The 22,162-nt window shown below is 41.3% G+C and carries 17 protein-coding genes, 1 tRNA gene and 1 pseudogene; 5 read left to right on the top strand and 14 right to left on the bottom strand.

Translation table 11 applies throughout. The annotated features are described in order from the left end of the window. Positions 1-31 precede the first annotated feature (31 nt). From AACS90_RS12930 to AACS90_RS12920, 3 genes and pseudogenes are all read left to right on the top strand, one after another. Positions 32-1,315, top strand: a complete 1,284-nt coding sequence (locus tag AACS90_RS12930) for an arsenic transporter (RefSeq protein ID WP_099120484.1) — start codon at positions 32-34, stop codon at positions 1,313-1,315. A gap of 52 nt (positions 1,316-1,367) precedes the next feature. Continuing rightward, positions 1,368-1,442 (top strand): annotated as a pseudogene (locus tag AACS90_RS12925) (arsenate reductase); the annotation flags it as partial. Between the two features lie 931 nt (positions 1,443-2,373). Then, positions 2,374-3,387, top strand: coding sequence for a matrixin family metalloprotease (locus tag AACS90_RS12920; RefSeq protein ID WP_099120483.1), 1,014 nt, complete (start codon positions 2,374-2,376; stop codon positions 3,385-3,387). Between the two features lie 269 nt (positions 3,388-3,656). On the opposite strand, the gene cheZ is transcribed toward AACS90_RS12920, so the two are convergent. The 14 genes from cheZ to cspE all read right to left on the bottom strand — a co-directional run bounded on the left by cheZ (position 3,657) and on the right by cspE (position 20,947). Further along, the gene (gene cheZ / locus AACS90_RS12915; RefSeq protein ID WP_099120482.1) at positions 3,657-4,316 is read right to left on the bottom strand and encodes a protein phosphatase CheZ; all 660 of its coding nucleotides are present in this window, start codon (positions 4,314-4,316) and stop codon (positions 3,657-3,659) included. A 9-nt stretch (positions 4,317-4,325) separates the two neighbouring features. Then, positions 4,326-4,715 carry a chemotaxis response regulator CheY gene (cheY, locus tag AACS90_RS12910; RefSeq protein ID WP_099111796.1) on the bottom strand — a complete coding sequence of 130 codons (390 nt, stop codon included), beginning with the start codon at positions 4,713-4,715 and terminating at the stop codon, positions 4,326-4,328. Positions 4,716-4,855: 140 nt separating this feature from the next. Further along, positions 4,856-5,908 carry a protein-glutamate methylesterase/protein-glutamine glutaminase gene (locus tag AACS90_RS12905; protein ID WP_099120481.1) on the bottom strand — a complete coding sequence of 351 codons (1,053 nt, stop codon included), beginning with the start codon at positions 5,906-5,908 and terminating at the stop codon, positions 4,856-4,858. After that, entirely contained in the window at positions 5,901-6,788 is an 888-nt protein-coding gene (cheR, locus tag AACS90_RS12900) for a protein-glutamate O-methyltransferase CheR (protein WP_099111798.1), read from the bottom strand. Before cheR ends, AACS90_RS12905 begins: the two co-directional genes overlap by 8 nt. Before the next feature lie 15 nt (positions 6,789-6,803). After that, the gene (locus tag AACS90_RS12895; RefSeq protein WP_099120480.1) at positions 6,804-8,426 is read right to left on the bottom strand and encodes a methyl-accepting chemotaxis protein; all 1,623 of its coding nucleotides are present in this window, start codon (positions 8,424-8,426) and stop codon (positions 6,804-6,806) included. Positions 8,427-8,481: 55 nt separating this feature from the next. Next, positions 8,482-10,185: a methyl-accepting chemotaxis protein gene (locus AACS90_RS12890; RefSeq protein ID WP_099120479.1), complete on the bottom strand. Its 1,704-nt coding sequence runs from the start codon at positions 10,183-10,185 to the stop codon at positions 8,482-8,484. Between the two features lie 185 nt (positions 10,186-10,370). Continuing rightward, positions 10,371-10,868, bottom strand: a complete 498-nt coding sequence (gene cheW / locus AACS90_RS12885; RefSeq protein WP_099111801.1) for a chemotaxis protein CheW — start codon at positions 10,866-10,868, stop codon at positions 10,371-10,373. 72 nt (positions 10,869-10,940) lie between these two features. Beyond that, positions 10,941-13,079 carry a chemotaxis protein CheA gene (cheA, locus tag AACS90_RS12880; protein WP_371635150.1) on the bottom strand — a complete coding sequence of 713 codons (2,139 nt, stop codon included), beginning with the start codon at positions 13,077-13,079 and terminating at the stop codon, positions 10,941-10,943. Between the two features lie 66 nt (positions 13,080-13,145). After that, positions 13,146-14,147, bottom strand: a complete 1,002-nt coding sequence (motB, locus tag AACS90_RS12875; RefSeq protein ID WP_099120477.1) for a flagellar motor protein MotB — start codon at positions 14,145-14,147, stop codon at positions 13,146-13,148. A 2-nt stretch (positions 14,148-14,149) separates the two neighbouring features. After that, positions 14,150-15,031 (bottom strand): flagellar motor stator protein MotA, encoded by an 882-nt coding sequence (gene motA, locus AACS90_RS12870; protein ID WP_099120476.1) that lies wholly within the window; start codon positions 15,029-15,031, stop codon positions 14,150-14,152. 134 nt (positions 15,032-15,165) lie between these two features. After that, on the bottom strand, positions 15,166-15,747 hold the full coding sequence (gene flhC / locus AACS90_RS12865; RefSeq protein ID WP_099111805.1) for a flagellar transcriptional regulator FlhC: 582 nt from the start codon (positions 15,745-15,747) through the stop codon (positions 15,166-15,168). 2 nt (positions 15,748-15,749) lie between these two features. Beyond that, complete coding sequence (gene flhD, locus AACS90_RS12860; protein WP_086956238.1) at positions 15,750-16,100, bottom strand: flagellar transcriptional regulator FlhD; 351 nt, start codon at positions 16,098-16,100, stop codon at positions 15,750-15,752. Between the two features lie 3,208 nt (positions 16,101-19,308). Further along, entirely contained in the window at positions 19,309-20,022 is a 714-nt protein-coding gene (locus AACS90_RS12855; RefSeq protein ID WP_099120474.1) for an MgtC family protein, read from the bottom strand. A gap of 712 nt (positions 20,023-20,734) precedes the next feature. Beyond that, on the bottom strand, positions 20,735-20,947 hold the full coding sequence (cspE, locus tag AACS90_RS12850; protein WP_010847246.1) for a transcription antiterminator/RNA stability regulator CspE: 213 nt from the start codon (positions 20,945-20,947) through the stop codon (positions 20,735-20,737). A gap of 476 nt (positions 20,948-21,423) precedes the next feature. Between cspE and AACS90_RS12845 the strand changes: the two genes are divergently transcribed. Both AACS90_RS12845 and AACS90_RS12840 read left to right on the top strand, forming a co-directional pair. Then, positions 21,424-21,945, top strand: a complete 522-nt coding sequence (locus AACS90_RS12845; protein ID WP_099120616.1) for a YlaC family protein — start codon at positions 21,424-21,426, stop codon at positions 21,943-21,945. A 117-nt stretch (positions 21,946-22,062) separates the two neighbouring features. Beyond that, positions 22,063-22,138 (top strand) — tRNA-Asn (locus AACS90_RS12840). The last annotated feature ends 24 nt before the right edge of the window (positions 22,139-22,162 follow it).

Raw genomic sequence — 22,162 nt, 5'->3', positions numbered from 1 at the left:
TTTTTCACATATGTATATTTAGGAGAAAACTATGTGGCTTGCAGGGGCAATTTTTATTCTGACTCTGATTCTGGTGATATGGCAACCAAAGGGGCTTGGCATTGGCTGGAGCGCTGTCATTGGTGCCACACTTGCCTTGATCACGGGTGTTGTCCATGTCAGTGATATTCAAGTAGTGTGGCAAATTGTCTGGAACGCAACGGCAGCCTTTATCGCTGTTATTATCATTAGTCTGTTGCTTGATGAATCGGGATTTTTTGAATGGGCAGCCCTGCATGTTGCACGCTGGGGAGGAGGCAGAGGCCGCTGGCTTTTCACCTACATTATTTTGCTCGGAGCCAGTGTTTCCGCGTTGTTCGCAAACGATGGTGCGGCGTTGATTCTGACACCGATAGTGATTGCGATGCTTCTGGTGCTAGGTTTCAGCCGGGGAGCCACGCTGGCGTTCGTCATGGCCGCAGGATTTATTGCTGATACGGCCAGTTTACCGTTGATCGTCTCCAATCTGGTGAATATCGTCTCTGCTGACTTCTTCAAACTGGGATTTCATGATTATGCCTCAGTAATGGTACCGGTTGATATCGCTGCTATCACCGCTACGCTTGCCATGTTGCACTGGTTTTTCCGCAAAGATATTCCGAAGGCCTATGACGTTGCGAAATTGAAATTACCGCGTGAGGCTATTCGTGATGTGCGCACATTCAAAACCGGTTGGATTGTACTTGCCCTGTTATTGACGGGTTTCTTTGCCCTTGAGCCTTTAGGCGTCCCTGTGAGTTTGGTTGCCTCTGTCGTCGCTCTTGTCCTCTGGCTGGTTGCTCGCCGAAGTCATGTGATCAATACGGGTAACGTACTGAAAAAGGCACCCTGGCAAATCGTTATTTTTTCACTTGGGATGTATCTGGTGGTATACGGCTTGCGTAATGTCGGTCTCACCGATGTGCTGTCTGGCATACTGAATACCTTAACTGATTACGGTCTTTGGGGAGCGACGCTGGGCACCGGTTTCCTGACAGCAATTCTATCATCGGTGATGAATAACCTTCCTACCGTTCTGGTTGGTGCACTGTCTGTTGAATCCAGTACGGCTACGGGGGTTATCAAAGAGGCTATGATTTACGCCAATATTATTGGTAGTGATCTGGGACCTAAAATCACACCCATTGGGAGCCTGGCAACGTTACTTTGGCTGCATGTTCTCGCGCAGAAAAATATCATTATCTCATGGGGTTATTATTTTCGCGTCGGGATCGTGATGACCATTCCGGTTCTTTTTGTGACGTTGTCTGCACTGGCACTGCGCCTGTCGTTTTAATAATCCTTTAATTATGGGCCGGATCTTCCGCTAAACAGAAAGATAATGTGTAATAGCAGATATCACTATTTATCATAATCCGGCCTGTAGTGCTTTGCGCAATACACTGGAATTGATCCGTAACAGTGTATTACTGACCGGCGGTAGCACTCTTGAAAGCCGGGCAGCATTACAAAAGTACCAAACAGCATAGGCAGGGATGTCTAAACCGATATCATCCCCGTCCTATCGCCATAATGTATCCTATTTAAAGCCTATTTTGTCCCATTCCAAACGCCACAAGCCTGTCCTTATAACACCTCATAATTTTTATCGGTGACCCAGAGGAATAGGCTGTTAATAAAAGTGAAAAAGCAGCCCGTGTATTTTCGGCAGCCACAATATCATCTGGAAGTATTACATTGTGTTTACTACTAACGTAAGTATAAAAAGATATTATTAATTTTATTTTAATTATTATCTGATTGATTTAGGATTTATATAATATAACCATATTAAATGGTTAATTGTTTTAATGGTATTTTCAAAAGGATACTTTTCTTCCGGGAGGGTTTCATAAGCCACGTAATCACCTGTGCAGTAACTTCTCTTTATGGCGATAACGGTCAGGCTCGCTGTAATATTAGGTATACACACTCTCTAATTTTAATTAAAAATCAAAGAACTGGAACAATGATAATTCATCATAATTATTCTTGTAATGAATAAACATTTAAACTCCTCTAAAAAAATAACACAAATAACACCCTTGTACTATAATAGATAACAGATATCAGCTTTCTTCAAGTCGCTGGTTTACTGATTTAAATTAATAGGCAATTATTTTAAATCAGTAACCCAATGTACAAATTTGCAATAGGTCATTTAAAGAAATATCAAATTATTCACTTCATTTATAATGATATTTCACTTACTATGTTAATGCATTTTAATATATAAGGCTTTATTTTAAATAAAAATACTGATTTTGAAATTTCGTGTTTATATCATTTCATCTTCAATTCAATCCACTTATTAAAATATAAATACGGTTTAATTTAAAATTAAGAGAGTCTAAGATGAAGTATATTTTATTGATTCTATTATTCTCAGCATCTAATGTTTTTGCTACTCAGGATTATGATCCCGCAGCCCGTACAAACCCGAACAGGCATGCTTGCTCTTATGCCATTGATGATCAAGTCTATAGTCCAGCCCGATATTACAATAATCATCTAAGATATTTAATAGAAAGTAATATAGGACAGGTTGCAGTTTTTAATGGCGGAAGATATTATCTTGTTGATACTACGACAGAAATACGCCATGCATTCGATATGTGGCGGCGGCGCTTAGCCCAAAGGGGTATCCCCATTACCCTTACTGAAGTCCCTCAAGGCCCACCGGCTGAAGTTAATTTTTGGTTCTCCAGAGCAGAGACAGACCCAGAATATAACCAGCAAGGTTTTTTACGGCAACATAATATATATGCTCTGACAACGTTAATCTTACCGGATCAAATTATGAATCATTACGCATACCCACTTTTTAATATTTCGGGCATTGTTGTATCAAGCCAGATGCATTTTTCAAATGAAGAATTCGATATATTCAGGGATGCATTGCCTTCAGGGATTGGAGATCAACAAATTGCAAACATGCTGGTTTATTATGTTATGTCTCATGAAATTGGTCATGCTTTAGGTTTGCACCATCCAAATGAACATATGAGGGATTTTGAATGGTCTCATCAGGATCCTATAGATCTAGAAGCTGGACATGTTTATGGAGAGTCAATTACAGCACTCGTTCCCCGAGGAGGACCAGACGCCAGCACACCATTAATGGGGGCTGACGATAGATATTTTGAACGATTACATGACCAATTACATAGAAGATTAAACTATGATGATATTGGACCATCAGAATTAGAACTAAACGCTATAGCTACCGAAAATGCATGCGGTGATTCACCTTCATCTCAGTCTAAAAGAAATGTTACGGCCTCAGAAATTTGTAAAGAAAAACCTCGTGTATTTTACCCTATAGCGCAGGCACTGGTACCCATTTATCAAACACAGTTATTTAACTAAAATTTACCTAAGAAGTCCGGGCGCTAAGAAAAGCGCTCGGTTGTATAGCAGGCATCTTTCTCGCCAAAAGAGAATGCACTATAACGAAGCTCCAATCACCCTACAGGTCGCGGAATTAGCTCTCACAGAACTTGAACGGTAATGTCAATTGGCAAACTAAATCAGGGAAAAACACTGATGAAACAACACCATGAGGGAATTGAGTTTTGGCAGGCAAGTCGCCTGCCAAATCATTAATAGGGTGTTCTTTAAAGTATTATCACTCGTTATCAAAAACCTAAACTATCCAGTAAATCATCAACCTGTTCTTGGTTGGCGATAACGCCAACCCCGTCCTGGTTGACCTGTGGGCCATTAAGAAGACTGTCATTCTCTTTTTTCGTTTTGGCCATCTGATCAGAAGGTATATTTTCCATTAATACCATAACCAGTTGTTTTTCCAGTTCCTGAATGACTTCCATCATCCGTTTGATTACCTGCCCGGTGAGATCCTGAAAGTCTTGTGCCATCATGATTTCAAGTAGTTGGGCATTGGTAAATGCAGCATGTTCCGGTACGAGACTGAGATAATTTCTCGTGTCCGTGACCAAAGAACGTGCCCCGGCCAGTTCTAAATCAGTCGGATTTGCAAACCACTCATCCCAGCGCTGAGTCAGGGATTTTGCAGAAGCTTCTAATTCATTCTGGCGGGGCTGAGCCACTTCAACACAATTCAACACTCTTTCTGCTGCCTGTGCCGTCATTTGGACAACGTAATTCAATCGTTCCCTCGCATCAGGGATCGCCTCAGCCGCCTGAGCAATGGTTTGATCCAATCCCAGTTCACGCAGACTATCTCGCAGCATTCTTGTTAACTGCCCGATACGACTGATTATTTCACTGGTTGTAATCGCCTCATCTCTTCTAGGCATGACTGGATTTTCACTCATTTTGTCTCCTTAGAGCCCCAACTTTTCAAATATTTTGTTAAGCTTTTCTTCCAAAATTGCCGCAGTAAATGGTTTCACAACATAACCACTGGCTCCGGCCTGTGCGGCTGCAATGATGTTTTCTTTCTTTGCTTCCGCCGTTACCATCAGAACCGGTAAAGCAGCCAGTTCACTGTCACTACGAATTGTTTTCAGTAACTCCAGGCCATCAATGTTAGGCATGTTCCAGTCAGAAATAACAAAATCAAATTCAGCTGTCCGAAGTTTTGTCAGGGCTTCTGCTCCGTCTTGTGCTTCATCAACATTGTTAAATCCCAGTTCTTTCAGCAAATTACGCACAATCCGACGCATGGTTGAAAAGTCATCAACTACCAGAAATCTTAAATCCTTACTTGCCATAAAAACTCCTTGAAATTTTGTTCATCCGACAGCATCGTGCTGTAAAAGTTAACACTCAATATTCCCTTTATCTTTCAGGCTACTATCCTGTAATCTGAAATCCATCGGGCCTAAATATGACTCAATTTAATCAGATCCGACTAAATCCGAACTGATTGCACGGTGCTGATTTTAGCCAGCATCGTTCTGCTGAGTTTTTGCAGATCCATCACATCATCGACAGCGCCCAGCTGGATTGCCGCCCGCGGCATACCAAACACCACACAGCTCGTTTCACTTTGTGCCAGTGTATAAGCGCCCGCTTTCTTCATTTCCAGTAAACCCGCTGCACCATCACTTCCCATTCCTGTCAGGATAACTCCCACCGCATTACGCCCGGCATATTTGGCCACGGATCGGAACAGAACATCGACTGAAGGGCGATGACGATTCACCGGTGGAGCGCTGCTGGTCATGATTTGGTAGTTTGCACCGCTACGGCACAGTTCCATGTGACGATCTCCCGGTGCTATATAGGCATGGCCCGGCAGAACCCGTTCACCATCTTCCGCTTCTTTAACGGTAATCTGGCTCAGTTTATTGAGCCGTTCGGCAAATGAGCGGGTAAAACCTGATGGCATATGCTGTGTGATAAGTAATGCCGGGCTGGTAACAGGCAAAGGTTGTAACAGGTTTTTAATTGCTTCAGTCCCTCCGGTAGAGGCACCGACCGCGATCAATTTTTCACTGGATAACAGTGGCTTAAAACTCAGTGGAGCGTCAACTTTCTCTACAGTCTTCTTCGTGCTGACTTTTGCCTGCGCCGCCGCTCTGATTTTCTCAGCAATCAGCTCGCTATAGGCCAGCATTCCTTCACGGATCCCCAACTGCGGCTTGGTCACAAAATCCACCGCGCCCAATTCTAGTGCTTTTAATGTGATTTCCGAACCTTTTCCCGTCAGGGAGGAAACCATCACTACGGGCATAGGGCGCAACCGCATGAGTTTTTCAAGAAAATCAATTCCATCCATCCGCGGCATTTCGACATCCAGTGTCAGTACCTGCGGGTTATGCTTTTTGATTAAATCGCGGGCAACAAAGGGATCAGGCGCACAATCCACAACTTCCATGTCAGGATGGCTATTGATAATTTCCCGCATGATTTGGCGCATCAGCGCCGAATCATCCACACAAAGAACTGTTATTTTATTCATGACCCCTCCTTGCCTGACCTACACCGTAAACGGTCTGTCCCTGCAAGTAGAACTCTCGGCTAATTTGAGTAACATTCTCGGAATGCCCGGCAAAGAGCAGACCATCTGGTTTTAAGAAATTGACAAAATGTCGTAAAATTCTTTCCTGCGTTTTTTTATCAAAATAAATCATGACATTACGACAAAAAATCGCATCAAATTTACCTTCAAGTGCCCACTCAGAATCCAGTAAATTCAGATGCTGAAAGCTGACCATTTCAGTCAGCACCGGGCGAACTCTGGCATATCCTTCATAAAAACCAACACCTTTGAAAAAGTATTTTTTCTTTTGACTGTCACTCAGATGCTGTAGTTCATCTAACCGATAAATCCCCTGACGGGCTTTTTCCAGTACCTGAGTATCAATATCACTGGCAATGATTTTTATCCGGTTTGAACGATGCCCTAACGCATCACATAACGTCATGGCGATGGAATACGGCTCTTCTCCAGTGGAAGCCGCTGCACTCCAGACACGGTAAGTCCCCCCGTTTTTTTTGCCGGCATGTGCCGCAAGAATCGGAAAATGGTGGGCTTCCCTGAAAAACGCAGTGAGATTAGTTGTCAGGGCATTAACGAATAATTCCCATTCCTTGCTATGACTGTTCTGTTCCAGAATAGACAGATATTGACCAAAATCATTAAACCCCAGAACACGCAATCGCCTGACAAGGCGGTTGTAAACCATTTCTCGTTTATTTTTTGCCAGTACAATCCCGGCCCGCTGATAAATAAATTGGCAGATACGCTCAAAATGCGCATCCGACAATGTATGCCGCTGAAACATAAAGTTCAGCGGTACAGTGGCTTCAGTATTTGAAGCCGTTAAGTTGGATTTCATCTGACCTCAGCGTACTTAATTTACAGCATACTCATCGGTCATTTTTGATGCAGTATATCCCTGATGGTTGTGCTCATATTCTGACGTTTTTGGCAGTTCAAATTGAGCAACGGTTCTCACCAATGTATCTGCTTTATCTTCAAGTGCAGATGCAGCAGCAGCGGATTGCTCCACTAATGCGGCATTTTGCTGAGTGACCTGATCCATCTGGCTCACAGCCTGAGCTACCTGATGAATACCACGACTTTGCTCATCGGAAGCAGCTGCAATTTCAGTCATCAGATCAGTTACCTGATTGACCGATCTAACCAGCTCGTCCATAGTTTGTCCGGCATGATTCACCAGCTCTGAACCTTGATTAACACGGTGAACAGATTCATCAATCAGAATTTTGATCTCTTTTGCCGCTTCAGCACTGCGTTGCGCCAGATCGCGTACTTCTCCGGCAACCACAGAGAATCCTCTACCCTGTTCGCCGGCACGTGCTGCTTCAACCGCTGCGTTCAGTGCCAGAATATTGGTCTGGAACGCAATACCGTCAATCACGCTGATAATTGCACTGATTTTCTTCGAACTATTAGCAATTTCATCCATTGTCGCAACGACACTGCTGGTCTGTTCTCCGCCTTTTGTTGCGGTCTGAGAAGCGGCAACAGCAAGAGCGCTGGCCTGACGGGCATGTTCTGCGTTCTGTTTAACGGTGACGGTCAGCTGTTCCATACTGGCTGCTGTTTCTTCCAGAGAGGCGGCCTGTTCTTCAGTACGTGAGGATAAATCTGTATTACCCTGCGTAATTTCCTGAATGCCGATATACATCTGATTAGTATTGTCTCGCACCGATGATATGGATTTAATCAGCGATCTCTGCATATCGCGTAGTTTTCTGAATATATCGCCGATTTCATCGTCAGTGGTAACAACAACTTCTTTATCCAGCCGCCCTTCTGCCACATCCTGAAAACAGGCTCTCATATTGTCAAAAGGTCGGAGCAGGTTACGTTTCAGCCACCAGTGAGCGGCCATAGCAACAATAAACACCATCAGGATGGAACCAAAGAACATAGCAACGGCAACTTTATAGTAGAACGCGGCATTCTCTACCGTATCTTCAATATTCTTGTTGAGGTACTGCATATAATGTTTATATGCAAGCTCCATTTTGAGCTGATATTCTTCTGTCGGCTGATCAAGAAAAGCCTGAAAATCGCCGCCATAAAGAAATTCTTTCATCTCTTTCAGAGCACTGAAATAGTCCCTATAAGCGCGATCAAGGTCAGTTAATAGACCGTCCCTTCTTTCATTCTTTCCTACCTGAGGCAAAGAAGTAAATTGGTTAAAGCTTCTTTCTGCTTCATTTAATGAATGTTTGAGCAATGCTTCCATTGCATCGATTTGTTCTTTGGGTTGCCCTACTTTTTGAGCAATTGCGATTTTGTTCAGAGTGTTACGCGTTTGCAATAATGCAGTCCAACTCACGCCCAGGCTATCCCTGCGCTGAGTTCCCAAATCAATTCTTTCGATATATGACTGATCTGTATAAATTATTCCCAGCGATAGACCACTGGAAATCATTTGCATAATACAAAACATCATCAGTAATAGATACAAACTGGTTGATATGCGAAGCCTGCCTAACATGTAATCACCTCGTTTAACGGCTGCATTATGCAGCCGTAGTTATCGCTATTATTTTTTAGAATGTTTCCCAATTAGATGGGTCTTCCACGTCACTGCCTTTCTTCAGCACGGGAGGATTCGTTTTATTAGCTGGAGGGGTCGGCGATTTTCTCGTCGATAAAACTTCATGTTTTCTTTTTTCAGGCAACTTCCTTTCTGCCTGCTCCGGTAACTGAAATATTGCCACAGCTTTGGTCAGGATCATGGCCTGCTCTTCCAGAGCTGCTGCGGCTGCCGCAGACTGTTCGACCAATGATGCGTTCTGCTGTGTCACTCTGTCCATTTCAGAGATAGCAACACCAACCTGGGTTATTCCCCTGCTCTGCTCATCAGATGCTGAGGCAATTTCACCCATAATGTCAGTTACACGGGTTACTGAGTTGACAATATTATTCATTGTCTCACCCGCACTTTCCACCAGCTCAGACCCTGTATCAGTACGGCTGACAGAGTCTTCAATCAGTGATTTGATCTCTTTTGCCGCTTCAGCACTGCGTTGCGCCAGATTGCGGACTTCTCCGGCAACTACGGCAAAACCACGTCCGTGTTCACCTGCACGGGCGGCTTCTACCGCTGCGTTAAGAGCAAGAATATTGGTCTGGAAGGCGATGGCATCAATCACACCGGTGATATCTGAAATTTTGCGTGAACTGTCAGCAATGTCGTGCATAGTTTGCACAACGTTCGCCACCACTTTGCCACCCTTACGGGCAATTTCGGAGGCATTATCAGCAAGATTACTGGCCTGACGGGCGTTATCAGCATTCTGTTTTACTGTTGCGGTGAGTTCTTCCATGCTGGCCGCAGTTTCTTCCAGTGAAGCAACCTGCTGCTCAGTACGGGCAGAGAGATCATTGTTACCCGCAGCAATTTCGCTGGTACCGGTATAGATGGTTTCGGTGCTGTGATGAACACTTCTGACGGTATTGATCAGCTCTTCCTGCATGTGCTTAAGACCAACTGACAATACCCCCATTTCATTATTACCGGAGACATCAATCTTTCTGGTCAAGTCACCTCTTGAGAAGGCTTTAATAGAATCCAACAGGTTATTCAGTGGATCAATTAATGCTTTGCGTAAACCAATCCAACTCACGGTCATTACACCGATTAACAGCACAAAGACAAAAATCAGGCTAATAATGACGTTACGGTAGGCTATATCAGCGTCATCTGATACCTGCTCATACAGTTTTTCATTCTGACCCAGATAGAAGAGATATTCAGTATCAAATGCGTTCTGATACATGGTAGTTGGCTGGGCAAAAAATGCTTTAAACTCTTTTTTTGCCAGCAATACATCCAGCTCTTTAAGTGCATTGAGGTAGATGGAATGAGTTTGTTTCAAACGCTGCATACGCTCCGGATCGCGTATAGACAAGTTCGGCATTTGTTCAAATTGCTGAAAACGGCGCTCCGCACGAGCGATGTTGACTTTGGCCTCCGCCAAAATATCATCAATTTTGTATTCGCTCTCACCACCGTTTATTTGCATGATGTAGACGATACCAACACGGTTCAGGTTATTACGGGCCTGCAACAGGTTGATCCAGCTTTCATCAAGTAATTTTTGCCGCTGCCGCAGTTCGTCCAGCGTATCAAAGGCCTTGGTATCATTTTTTATGGAATTAAAAAACAGGCCGCTAGACATAAATTGCAGAGCACCAAATAAGATTATGACTGAGATTAGCCCCGTCACTATTTTCATTCGGTTAAACATGACTTCCCTTGTGTAATAAATTGCTATGCCAGTGTTATCGGCATCCTTAAAGGGAACTTTACGCGTAATACAAAAAATTGAGTTTTTACTGCATTTTTTTGATCTAAAACAAAAGTGGGCTGCCTTTTCACGCTGTTATTTGGCGTGACCCTCTTTATGTTTAAGAGAATGGCAGCCCTGACTTATCACTCTTTGGCGACAGAATCCACCAGAGCCATTTCTTCGCTGTTAAGCAGTTTTTCGATATCGACCAAAATCAGCATACGCTCTTCAATCGAACCCAGTCCGGTCAGATACTCTGTTGACAGTGTGACGGCAAATTCCGGCGCAGGGCAAATTTGATCATCTTTCAGAGAAAGCACATCGGATACACCATCAACAACAATCCCGACAACCCGGTTAAGCAGATTCAGGATGATGACCACGGTATTATCATTGTAAGTCACATCTTCCTGAGAAAATTTAATCCGCAAGTCAATAATAGGTACAATTACACCACGCAGATTGGTGATACCTTTGATAAAAGCAGGCGTGTTGGCAATGCGGGTGACCTGATCATAACCACGGATTTCCTGCACTTTCAGTATTTCAATTCCATACTCTTCATCACCCAGAGTGAAAACCAGATATTCCTTTCCGGCTGTTTCTCCTGATAACTTACTGAATTCGTCTATGGCTGCCATTGTGTTACCTTCTATCTATTGTGTGTGACATAAATCTTTGGATATATATCCATCGGGTATGACAAAAAATGGTTATTTTTTGTTTGCAAATTCCGCCTTACGCACGGCCAACTGTTCATGGTTAAGTTTCTGCAAAGCAGGAATATCAATGATCAGAGCAACACTGCCATCGCCCATAATCGTGGCAGCGGAAATACCCGGTACTTTGCGATAGTTGCTCTCGATATTTTTAACAACAACCTGATGCTGCCCAACCAGTTTATCGACCAGCAATGCATAACGGCGTCCCGCACTCTGCACAATCACCGCAATGCCTTTCGTCGGTGCTGTTTCTGCGCCCGGAATGTCAAATATCCGATACAGTTCCAGCAATGGCAGATATTCACCACGCACCTGCAATAGTTTTTCATCTCCCGCCAGCGGATAAATATCTTCCTCCTGCGGCTGTAAGGAACTGACCACAGCACTCAGGGGTAAAATGAAGACTTCATCATTCACTTTGACAGACATGCCATCCAATATTGCCAAGGTCAGTGGCAGCAAAATACGGATAACTGTCCCCTTCCCTTCCTGAAAGTTGATCTGGATCTGTCCGCCCATGTCCTGAATGTTACGTTTAACCACATCCATACCCACACCACGACCAGAAACATCTGTGACAATTTCTGCGGTAGAAAAGCCCGGTGCGAAGATCAGCATGGCAACTTCTTCATTACTCATGTTTTCATTGACCGCCAGTCCCTGAGACTGAGCTTTGGCTAAGATCTTCTCGCGATTCAGTCCCGCACCATCGTCAATAACTTCAATGCAGATATTGCCGCCCTGATGCTCAGCAGCCAGTGTCAGATTACCTGTTTCCGATTTACCCGCGGCGAGGCGTTTTTCCGGCGTTTCGATACCATGATCAAGGCTATTACGGACTAGATGCGTCAGTGGGTCGATAATTCGTTCGATCAGACTCTTATCCAGCTCAGTGGAACTACCAATTAATGTCAGCTCCACTTTTTTGTTCAGCTTACCCGCCAGATCCCGCACCAGACGTGGATAACGACTGAATACATATTCCATCGGCATCATCCGGATCGACATAACAGATTCCTGCAAATCACGGGAATTTCGCTGCAATTGCGCCATACAACTCAGCAATTCGCTGTGTATTGTCGGTTCCAACGCATCACAGTGTTGTGCCAGCATAGATTGGGTAATAACTAACTCGCCTACCAGATTGATAAGCTGATCGACTTTCTCAACGGCTACACGAATACTGGAAGATTCTACACGCTGACGCGGAGAACCCGCCATCGGACGCGGGGCCGGACGGCCAGCTTCAGTAACATCAGTTTTTTTCCTGGTATCAGCCGGCTGTGATGCTGGCAATTGAGCCAATTCCTTTTCCACATCAGGAGTGGAGTCTGTTGTATTAGCCGTTACCGAAGTTTCCTGTACCGTAGGCTGAGTCGTATTTTCTTCTGTTTTTGCTTCAACCTGCTGAGACTCTACTACAGGCAAGAAGGTTATTTGTTCTGGCTCAACCACAAAACACAATACTGCGGTGATATCATCTTCTGTTGCAGAGGTGATTAAAGAGGCTTCAAGGCTGTCTGTTGTTTGTTCGACATCATAAATTTCACCAAGATGCCCCAACTCATCTTTCATCAAAGCAACTTCACGCTCTTTCAGCCCGGATAGGTGAACACGGATCCGTCCCTGTTCTGTGGCTGAAACCGGCGTTGTCGTCAGAAGATTTTTTTCTTCAGGCTGCTCTACAGGTTCTACGTGTTCTTCCTGCTTTTCCTGAATTTCTGCCACATGCTGAATAATCTCTTCCGTTACAGGTTCAAATTCAGATGATTCAGTGGAATCAGCGATATTCTGCTGCTCTTCCTGTAACTCTAATGCAAGTTGGCGCAATGTTTCGCAGATATAATTAAATGTATCTTCATCTGGCTCCTGAGAACTTTTATAGGCATCCAGTTGTTGCTGCATAATATCTTTCGCTTCTAAAAACAGGTTGATAATGTCAGTTGTCAGGCGTATTTCGTCACGTCTGGCACTATCCAGCAGATTCTCTAAAACATGCGTGGTTTGTTGCAGTTTGGAAAAACCAAAAGTCGCAGCGCCCCCTTTAATCGAGTGGGCGCTGCGAAAAATGGCATTCAGCTGTTCATGGTCAGGTTCATCGGCATCGAGCAGCAATAAATGCTGCTCCATATCCGCCAATAGTTCATCTGCCTCATCAAAAAAAGTCTGATAAAACGCGGTAATATCCATCGTTACTTACTCTGTCACCTTATTAGGATCACTTGCCGGTTCAGTATTTGTCTGCTCCGGCACCGTGATTTCATTGGATTGTCCGGTGGGTTGCTGAGAAGGCGTTCCCTCATTCGAATCCATTCTGATGACTTCTTGTATATCCATACTACTGTTAGCGGTCATGGCGTTGCCGCCACTGTTTTCCTGCTCAATCCGTTGTTCTGCTTCTTTATTCAGAACAATAATACTGATACGGCGATTGACAGGAGCATCAGCGGGAATTCCCTTCTGCATACTGACGGTGGATGCCATTCCAACAACTCGCATAATTTTGGATTCATCCAGACCACCAGTTAGCAGTTCCCGTCTTGACGCATTCGCCCTGTCTGAAGACAGTTCCCAGTTACTGTAACCACGCTGTCCACTGATATATTGCAGATTATCAGTATGACCCGACAAGCTGACCTTATTTGGAATGCTATTTAAGATCGGCGCAATTGCCTGCAAAATATCACTCATGTGGTTTTCGACTTTCGCACTACCAATCATGAACATCGGACGATTTTCCCGGTCGATGATCTGAATACGTAAACCTTCATCCATCATGTCAATCAATAAGTGTGGACGTAGTGCTTTAAGACGAGGATCGGTGATGATCAACTGATCGAGTTGCTGACGTAACCGATCCAGACGACGGCGATCTTCACTGACTTCAACCTGTTTGGTTTGGCGGAAGACTTCTCCATCCTGCTGGAAAACATCATCCCCTCCCCCCGGGATCGGATTTGTTGTATCACTACTTTGCTGACCCTTGTTTATTGCAACCTGCAAGGGAGTACGAAAATATTCGGCAATGCTGGTTAATTCCTGCGGGCTAGCAATCGATATCAGCCACATGACCAGAAAAAATGCCATCATTGCAGTCATAAAATCGGCATAGGCAATTTTCCATGACCCACCATGATGGTGCTGGCCATGTTTTTTGCGCTTTTTTACTCTGACGACAGTAACATTATTCGCTCTCATAATTATTCTTCAGCTTCTTGTTGTACGGGGGCTTTAACCCTGCGAACATGCTCTTCAAGTTCTGTAAATGAAGGACGATCTGTGAGGAATAATGTTTTGCGACCAAACTCAACCGCGATTTGTGGAGCATAACCATTCAGGCTGGAAAGCAGAGTCACTTTGATACACTGCATCATTTTTATCTGCTCACTGCTGCGCTGGCGTAACAACGTTGCCAGTGGAGACACAAAACCATAGGCCAGTAAGATCCCGAGGAATGTCCCTACCATTGCGTGAGCAATCAATGCGCCAAGTTCACCTGCTGGTCTGTCTGCCGAACCCAGTGCATTAACAACCCCCATCACAGCGGCAACGATACCGAATGCTGGCAGTGAATCCCCCACCATTGCCAGACTGGTCGCAGGGACTTCACTTTCCTGCTCATAAGTCTCGATCTCTTCATCCATCAGGGCTTCGATCTCATGTGGATTCATATTGCCGCTGACGATCAAGCGCATATAATCCGTGATGAAGTTCATCAGGTAAGGATCTTGTAATAAACGGGGATACTGTGTGAAGATGTCACTTTGTTGCGGATTCTCAATATCACGCTCAAGAGACAAAAGCCCATGCTGGCGGGATTTGGATAAAAGACGGAACTGCAAAGCCATCAGATCCATGTACATAGCTTTATTGTATTTTGATCTACGCAATATTTTTGGTAAAACACGCAATGTCGCCTTTATCGCCTTACCATTGTTCCCGACGATAAAAGCCCCAATACCCGCACCTGCAATAATCAAAAATTCCGCTGGCTGATAAAGTGCGCCCATGTGGCCACCGACGAGCAGATAGCCTCCAATCACCGCACCAAAAACCACGATATATCCTAAAAGTACTAACACGCGATATCCTTTAGCTAAGTTGGTGAGCAGATGGGATTTGAACAGGGAGAATTAATAAATGAAGAGGAGGATTGTAGATTACAGGCCAGAATGACCAAAACCTGTAACCTAAGTTTTCACTTTCCCATTTAAATTCACATAGCTTGCTGAGCAAATCCATCCAGCAGTTGTGAATTAGTATCGGCAGGTTGCGCGGAAAGTTTACGTTTTTTTACCGCCCTTGAAGGCGGTTGGCAAAGACTACAAACAAAGCTGTTGACCGGCTGGTGTGCGTGTGTGATAAAAGTCCCACCACAACAGCGACACTCAGTTGGCTGCAACATCCCACTATCGACAAAACGAATGAGTGTCCAGGCCCGGGTCAGAGCTAAAACGGGCGCATCTCCGTCAGACGGAGGGCATTGCTCAAGATAGAGCCTATAAGACTTAACTACAGCCTCAACACCTGCACAGTGCCCACTTTTCAACAGGAAACGGTAAGCATTATAGAACATGGAAGAATGAATATTCTGTTCCCACGTCATAAACCAATCCGTTGAAAAGGGAAGCATCCCTTTAGGCGGGGGGCTTCCCCGCAACTCTTTATACAGCCTGATCAACCTTCCTCTGCTTAACTGCGTTTCACTTTCAAGCATCTGTAAGCGTGCGCCTAAAGTGATGAGCTCCATTGCCAGCTGAATATCTTTAGCTTCTTGGACAATACTTTTTTCAGCCATCTTTATGCTCTTTTCTTCATTGAAGTGTCATCCTGCGCGGACAACTGCTGAAAAAGATGAGTGGACAACAAAATACCTGTATGAATTTGTTGTAGATCGTCCACCCGCGATTCCTTCGTCAGCTGCTGTACGGTTTCGTGATCTTCAAACCGAAAATGGCAAATCAGTTGGTTGGTTTCAGCTAATTTTACTAACTGAGGCAATGTCAGCTCGGCCAACGTATCAGCCATCGATTCACTAATACCTAAACGGAACATCGCAGACGCTTTCTCATGGTTAATTAGCCGTTGTGCTAAAAGCAAATACGATAAATTTATGTCATAAATATGTTTGAGCAATTCAACCGTACTCATTTCTATATATCCCGTCCGATTACATGAAAAAATCAATTAAGTGATCAAAGAATCACTCACGACAAAATTACCAGTAGCATGAGATTCAATAATCTCCGACATAACTGAAATATACATCTTTAGCCAGAGCAGTAACTGTCCTTTGTATTACTCTTGGGATCGCCCAATTTCTAAAATATTTCGGTAATGGATTGTAAAAGTATTATTGCGTCATCTGGATAATGAACTTGCCACAATTGATTAAGAATATTCTTAATACTAATTAACTTTACTCCTGAATCATCAACTTATACAACGGAGAATATATGTCATTTTAAATACTATGTGACATACATCACAAAACTGACATTTTTTATTATGATTCTAGCTCATTAACTATTCAAGCAACTGAAAAGACAAAATAGTCCACAATTAATAAGTTAAATTATTTAAATAAAAATATTAGAGACTGTTTTTTGTTTTATACGATCTATTAAACTTATAAATTTAAAATAACAAGAAAAAATCCCTCCTTTAGCTAAATTATCAAAATCTTATTAAAATTTGTTTCGTGATAATGTAGGTAGGCACTCATCTTCCACTATTAGTTGATTTAGATCATAGTTATGCCAAATTTATTAATTATATGTGAATACTAGTTATTAAAAAGATACCAATCTGATCATTTTTAGTTTACGATTGCTTTTTTTTTAAACAGAAAAAAGCCTGTACTGACAGCATTTTAAGTACAAATATTATTCAGGTCACAAAAATAAGATAAAATACAGTATGATGTTGAAATCAAAAAACATCTGCACATCTTCCCCAGAACAACAGCAACCAATAAAACTCCTATACCTCAACAAATCCTACCACTTCACAAATCCATCAGCACATCACTAGTTAGCCTCAATTGATTAATTTAACTAATCAAAGCAAACCATAAACATGACGAATTTTGACATTATTTTAACGAAAACCACATTAGTCACTATTTCCGTACATTGGCTATTCCATAAGCTTAAATCATAAGTAAAATTTATAATATATATCTCGGCTAATTTCATAAATGTTAAGAATAATCAATGATTATGATACCCATCACACCAAAGCGATTAATGGTCATGCTTCAGAAAAAAACAATCTTTTACTGAAATTAATTCCCTTAAATATGTAGTATTGAGAAATAAAATAATAACTAAATGCAAATTTACCAATAACTTCTTATATCATAAAATCAAATTAAAAGAACAATAAATAATTTAAATAAAATACTAATCCAGTAATGAAAAAAATAAAAAGCAAAAGAAAGTTATTCTTCTTAATTTAAAATATAAATAATAACCAGTCATATAAAGAGATGGTTCAAATTAAAAAAATAGCATGTAAATATAATTCTATTACACCGTTAAATTTATCATTATTATGATAGCAACTTCATAATCAGGAATAACATCTATACCTATTCTAAATATCTACTAAAAACCATTAACACTGACAGTGAATAGTATAGAAATTACATAAGTCATTTTCTTAATCAATATAGAACAAGATACCAATTAATGAGGATTATTCATAACCATTCACCAAAATGGTGAAGATAAGATCATTTTAGAATGCTAACCACAATACACTACTTATGAAATTCTCAATTAGCTAAAAAATATTTTTAGGATAACAATTTCTATCCTATTAACGCATTGAATAATGAGTGTTACATGCAAATGGTTAGTTAAGTAATTATTAATGCCATCAATAATACAGGTAAAGTAGTAGTGCTGGTATGCTTTATACCAATGAGTTTAGAGCTGAATAGCATATGTACAATTTAAGTGGCCATAACCCTCTGTTTTGCAAATTTCTTCAGCAGATCCTACCTGACGTTCTACACAATTAACTGCAATCATATATCTCATCACAACAAATATTCCAGGAATCGATCCACTCAGGATCATAAAATGGCAGACAGGTTATTATCTCATTTGCGAGGCATTCTCAAATAAATACTTTATTCATTTTTCCCTATCGTAAAACAGTTGTGAAATATCGTACATTAGGTTTTGTACAAGCAAATCAATGGCCCAGATAGATAAAAATAGAATAAATGCACTGACTATCCTCCCTAAAAATACATTTACAGGATCAGATCAAGCAACCATATTTATTAGATAATGATATTCCCAAACGTTTTCGTATCCTTTATTACTCTTTTTCTAATCCCTTAGGATTCTTCTCAGGAAAAATGAGATCTAAGAATCCTTTTGTGATATCTATGGCATTATCAGCAAAAATACCAACACTAGTAACCCGATATGTAGTACATGACGTATTGCATCATCAGATAGATCAACTGCATAATTATTATTTTATCGTCACTTTTTGATGCGTATTTTTTCGAAATATTTACTGATAAAGATCTACATTTAATTCCACTATTTTTAAAAGGTTTTCATCACTCACACACTCAATATTAAAGCGATTAAGAATATTTCCAGTATCTAAATCCGCTTCATAGTGAGTTTTAGCTATAGCAGCAGAATTATATTCGCCTACTTAACCTAAACACTGTGCTATTCTCATCAGCAACAGAAAGTGAATGTTTCACTTCATCAGAATTTAACTCCGGGATTGTTAAGATTAACACCCTGAAACCTTGTTCGTTGTAATAATCAACCTGCTCCATGATATTGTTGTGATTTTCTTCAGTGAAAAAAGTAAGTTGTTCCTTTAGCGGCACATTACAGCAAACAAATGACTGCTCCCCTACTACACTTTCGCAAATTAATTGATGATCTTACCGAAGATCCTGAACAAAAATTGATAATTTTCGAAGAGAGCAATGACAAGGTAACTCATCAATTTTTCTGTAGCTGTGCAGAAGACTATACTTCATGGATTTTTGGATTGCATAACAATGGCAGCAGAGCAACAGATTCATCGGAAAAGAATTTGCTCAGTCAAAGGCTGTTTTCCGGTGAGAGATTTCAATCTCTCATTAACTCAGGGGAGTATAAATAACGGTATGTTTATAAACAGTAGAAGAAGTGAGCGTTGCCAGTGAGGAGATAACTAAAAAGACAAAGGTATAAAAGATGTTGGTGTTACCTGAATAGAATACAGTCCACGATTATTAATAAATAATAGTGATAATCAATATCATTTACATTTTTATTTATTAATAACTTGTATTGTTTAACAGGTAACACTCTGTTTATGGTCTCAAATTATTTTAAGCAGGTAATTCGGAAGCAATTTTCCAGTTAACGGAACTAACACTTTTCTCTAAGCTCACCCGACAAACAATCGATTCGATCTCTTTTTGCTTATCCGGAGTTGCCAGAATTTCTGCACACACTTCAAGCCGGTTCGGTTGAATTGTATCAGCACTGCTTAATGACTGTAGCCGGACATTTAATCCATTAATTGCCTGTAGGATCAAAGTCCTGATCAGGATCTCATCGCCAATATCACAAATAATGTGAATTTTATAACTCTGTTCTAAATCTAAGGCCTGCTGTTGTGGCTGAGCATTGATTCTCTGAGCAGCTTCCCTGAGTAAAATATTTGCAGATAAAATTATTGTAACTGCAATAGTAGCAGACCAGTATTGACCCAACCCACACAAAACGCCAATTCCCGCCGAACACCATAATGTTGCCGCAGTATTTAATCCGCGGATGTTCATTCCCTCTTTCATGATCACACCAGCACCAAGAAAACCAATGCCGGATACAATTTGTGCAGCAACACGTCCGGGACTATCATCAGAGGTAGCGGACATTGAACTGAGAATAAAAACCGCAGCACCAGTTGCGACTAACGCATTGGTTCTTAACCCCGCCATACGCTGACGCCATTGACGTTCAGCCCCAATCAGTGCACCGAAACACATCGCCGAAAGCAAATGAATTGCAATAGATGTTAATTGCATAACATCCTCCATAATATAAAATGGATAAATACTCTTCTAAATGGCTACTTAGCTAACTAACTTAGTAATTCATAATTTCAAATCTGCAATTAAAACACTTACTCTTACAAGCGTAAGCATGTAACTGCTGGTCATCTTTTTGAATTAAACTAATGCGTAGCAGGTTGCCAGAAGAAATAAATTATTTCTCTTTTCGTTAGCAATAGAAAAAGCATCAGACTTAATCTGATTATTGATGTGTTCCCGGAGGAAATAAGGAATGAGTATATAACAGTACCATAGATACCCCGATATATCTCTTTGATACTGTTTTCGTGATCTGAATAGCCGATCTACAGTACCGCATCATCTTTCGGGTGAGTACAACTCATGAAACTGAAGTAGCATCGCCCACCATTATTCGGCAAGCAGTAAATTCATTGAAAATTAACAGATTACCGATTAGCTTTTATTTAATTTTAAACTTTGACTGTCCAATGATTAGCTCCAAAATAAAACCAGGACGAAATTATAATCAGGTAAGATTAATAAGTAAAGGCTTCACTTATTAAATGGTATTAAAAGAAAGGTATTCTTGTAGACTTGTTTAATAAAAAAATAACTATTGTTTAATATATTATGATTACTTTTTTCATTAAAAATAATCTAATAAATAATCTAATAAACAAAAAGCCCGCCAAGGCATTTTAGCATGGCGAGCTTAACAAATAGGTATAAAGGCAAATTAGATAGCAGTTACGTTTGCTGCTGCTGGGCCTTTGGCACCGTTTTCAATGGTGAACTCTACGTTCTGGCCTTCAGCCAGAGTTTTGAAACCGTTACCTTGAATGGCAGAGAAGTGAACGAATACGTCTTTGCTACCATCGGCTGGAGTAATGAAACCAAAACCTTTGGACTCGTTGAACCACTTCACTTGACCTTTCATTTTGTCAGACATGTGTCTTTCCTATATATCAAAAAAAACTCGCCACCTTGGGCATGTGTTGGCCATTATCAGCTATTACTTATGGGGCACTAAGAAGGAAACGGTCTACAAAGGCTAATCAAGATAGCACTTACACATAACGCATTAACTCAAGATGTCGTACATAAAGTAGGTCTGTTAATCAGGCCAAACGCATTAACGCATGACCGAACCGGAATAGCAACCTTTTTATGGATTATAGATCTAAAAAAATTTTAGACGCTCAATATTAGAACAGAATAACCTAATAAATAGATGTATTTATGCTTTTATTTGATTTATTCAACTTTTATCTTAAACAAAAATATTCGTGATCATCAGGAACAATAACAGTTTTACAAATTAAAAGAAGTAATTGCTATACAGATGGAGACACCCGGCATGATAACCTTGGAAAGGTGGGTACTTTTAATTCGATAACTGATTTCTACAATAATTGGGCTGGTATTATGAACATCATCAAACAGATATTGATTCAGGACCTAGAGCGGATCAATCTCGCAGAACGTAGGGATGGTAAAGTACATTTTAATAGTATCTTTATTCATCAGCATCCATACCTGTTTTTAGCTATGATCGTTGCTTATGTTTTCCTCGCTGTACTGATGTGGTATGCCCCCTATTTTGGCACTTGGTCACTGCTTTTATTTACTGCACTTTTTTTTGTTATGGCGGCCGTTCTTCTTTTCGATATCAAACCCGTTTACCATTTTGACGATATTGATGTGCTGGATTTACGTGTTTGTTATAACGGCGAGTGGTTTGTCGATGAAAAGGTATCTCAGAATGCCGTCAATACAATACTCGGTCATCCGAATGTCCCCAATGAAGTGAAAAACGAAATCAAACAAATCATTATAAAAAAGAACGGAATATGCTTTTATGATGTTTTTATGATCGCATGCTCAGAGCAATCACCTTACTTTCAATCTTATCAAGTTGAACAAAAGCATGTAATTTCAGCAAAATAGCATAATTTTATAGCAATGCGATCACATGATAAGCAAGTGTTAGAAAAATCGAATTTTTGCATTGACACCTCCTGAGTTCGTCGTTAATATTCGCCCCGTTCTCAGGAACACAGCAATTCCTCCATAGTTCAGTCGGTAGAACGGCGGACTGTTAATCCGTATGTCACTGGTTCGAGTCCAGTTGGAGGAGCCAAATTTAAAGAAGCCCGATTCAGTT

This window comes from Xenorhabdus sp. KK7.4 (assembly GCF_963876465.1).
Taxonomy (GTDB): Bacteria; Pseudomonadota; Gammaproteobacteria; order Enterobacterales; family Enterobacteriaceae; genus Xenorhabdus; species Xenorhabdus stockiae.
The sequence above is the reverse complement of the archived record's forward strand: the minus strand, read 5'-3'. Positions and strand labels throughout refer to the sequence as shown.

Coding starts and splice junctions, on each gene's coding strand:
- AACS90_RS12930 (WP_099120484.1), top strand. CDS start 32: ATGTGGCTTGCAGGGGCAATTTTTATTCTGACTCTGATTCTGGTGATA.
- AACS90_RS12920 (WP_099120483.1), top strand. CDS start 2,374: ATGAAGTATATTTTATTGATTCTATTATTCTCAGCATCTAATGTTTTT.
- cheZ (WP_099120482.1), bottom strand. CDS start 4,316: ATGAGTGAAAATCCAGTCATGCCTAGAAGAGATGAGGCGATTACAACC.
- cheY (WP_099111796.1), bottom strand. CDS start 4,715: ATGGCAAGTAAGGATTTAAGATTTCTGGTAGTTGATGACTTTTCAACC.
- AACS90_RS12905 (WP_099120481.1), bottom strand. CDS start 5,908: ATGAATAAAATAACAGTTCTTTGTGTGGATGATTCGGCGCTGATGCGC.
- cheR (WP_099111798.1), bottom strand. CDS start 6,788: ATGAAATCCAACTTAACGGCTTCAAATACTGAAGCCACTGTACCGCTG.
- AACS90_RS12895 (WP_099120480.1), bottom strand. CDS start 8,426: ATGTTAGGCAGGCTTCGCATATCAACCAGTTTGTATCTATTACTGATG.
- AACS90_RS12890 (WP_099120479.1), bottom strand. CDS start 10,185: ATGTTTAACCGAATGAAAATAGTGACGGGGCTAATCTCAGTCATAATC.
- cheW (WP_099111801.1), bottom strand. CDS start 10,868: ATGGCAGCCATAGACGAATTCAGTAAGTTATCAGGAGAAACAGCCGGA.
- cheA (WP_371635150.1), bottom strand. CDS start 13,079: ATGGAGCAGCATTTATTGCTGCTCGATGCCGATGAACCTGACCATGAA.
- motB (WP_099120477.1), bottom strand. CDS start 14,147: ATGAGAGCGAATAATGTTACTGTCGTCAGAGTAAAAAAGCGCAAAAAA.
- flhC (WP_099111805.1), bottom strand. CDS start 15,747: ATGGCTGAAAAAAGTATTGTCCAAGAAGCTAAAGATATTCAGCTGGCA.
- flhD (WP_086956238.1), bottom strand. CDS start 16,100: ATGAGTACGGTTGAATTGCTCAAACATATTTATGACATAAATTTATCG.
- AACS90_RS12855 (WP_099120474.1), bottom strand. CDS start 20,022: ATGGAGGATGTTATGCAATTAACATCTATTGCAATTCATTTGCTTTCG.
- cspE (WP_010847246.1), bottom strand. CDS start 20,947: ATGTCTGACAAAATGAAAGGTCAAGTGAAGTGGTTCAACGAGTCCAAA.
- AACS90_RS12845 (WP_099120616.1), top strand. CDS start 21,424: ATGAACATCATCAAACAGATATTGATTCAGGACCTAGAGCGGATCAAT.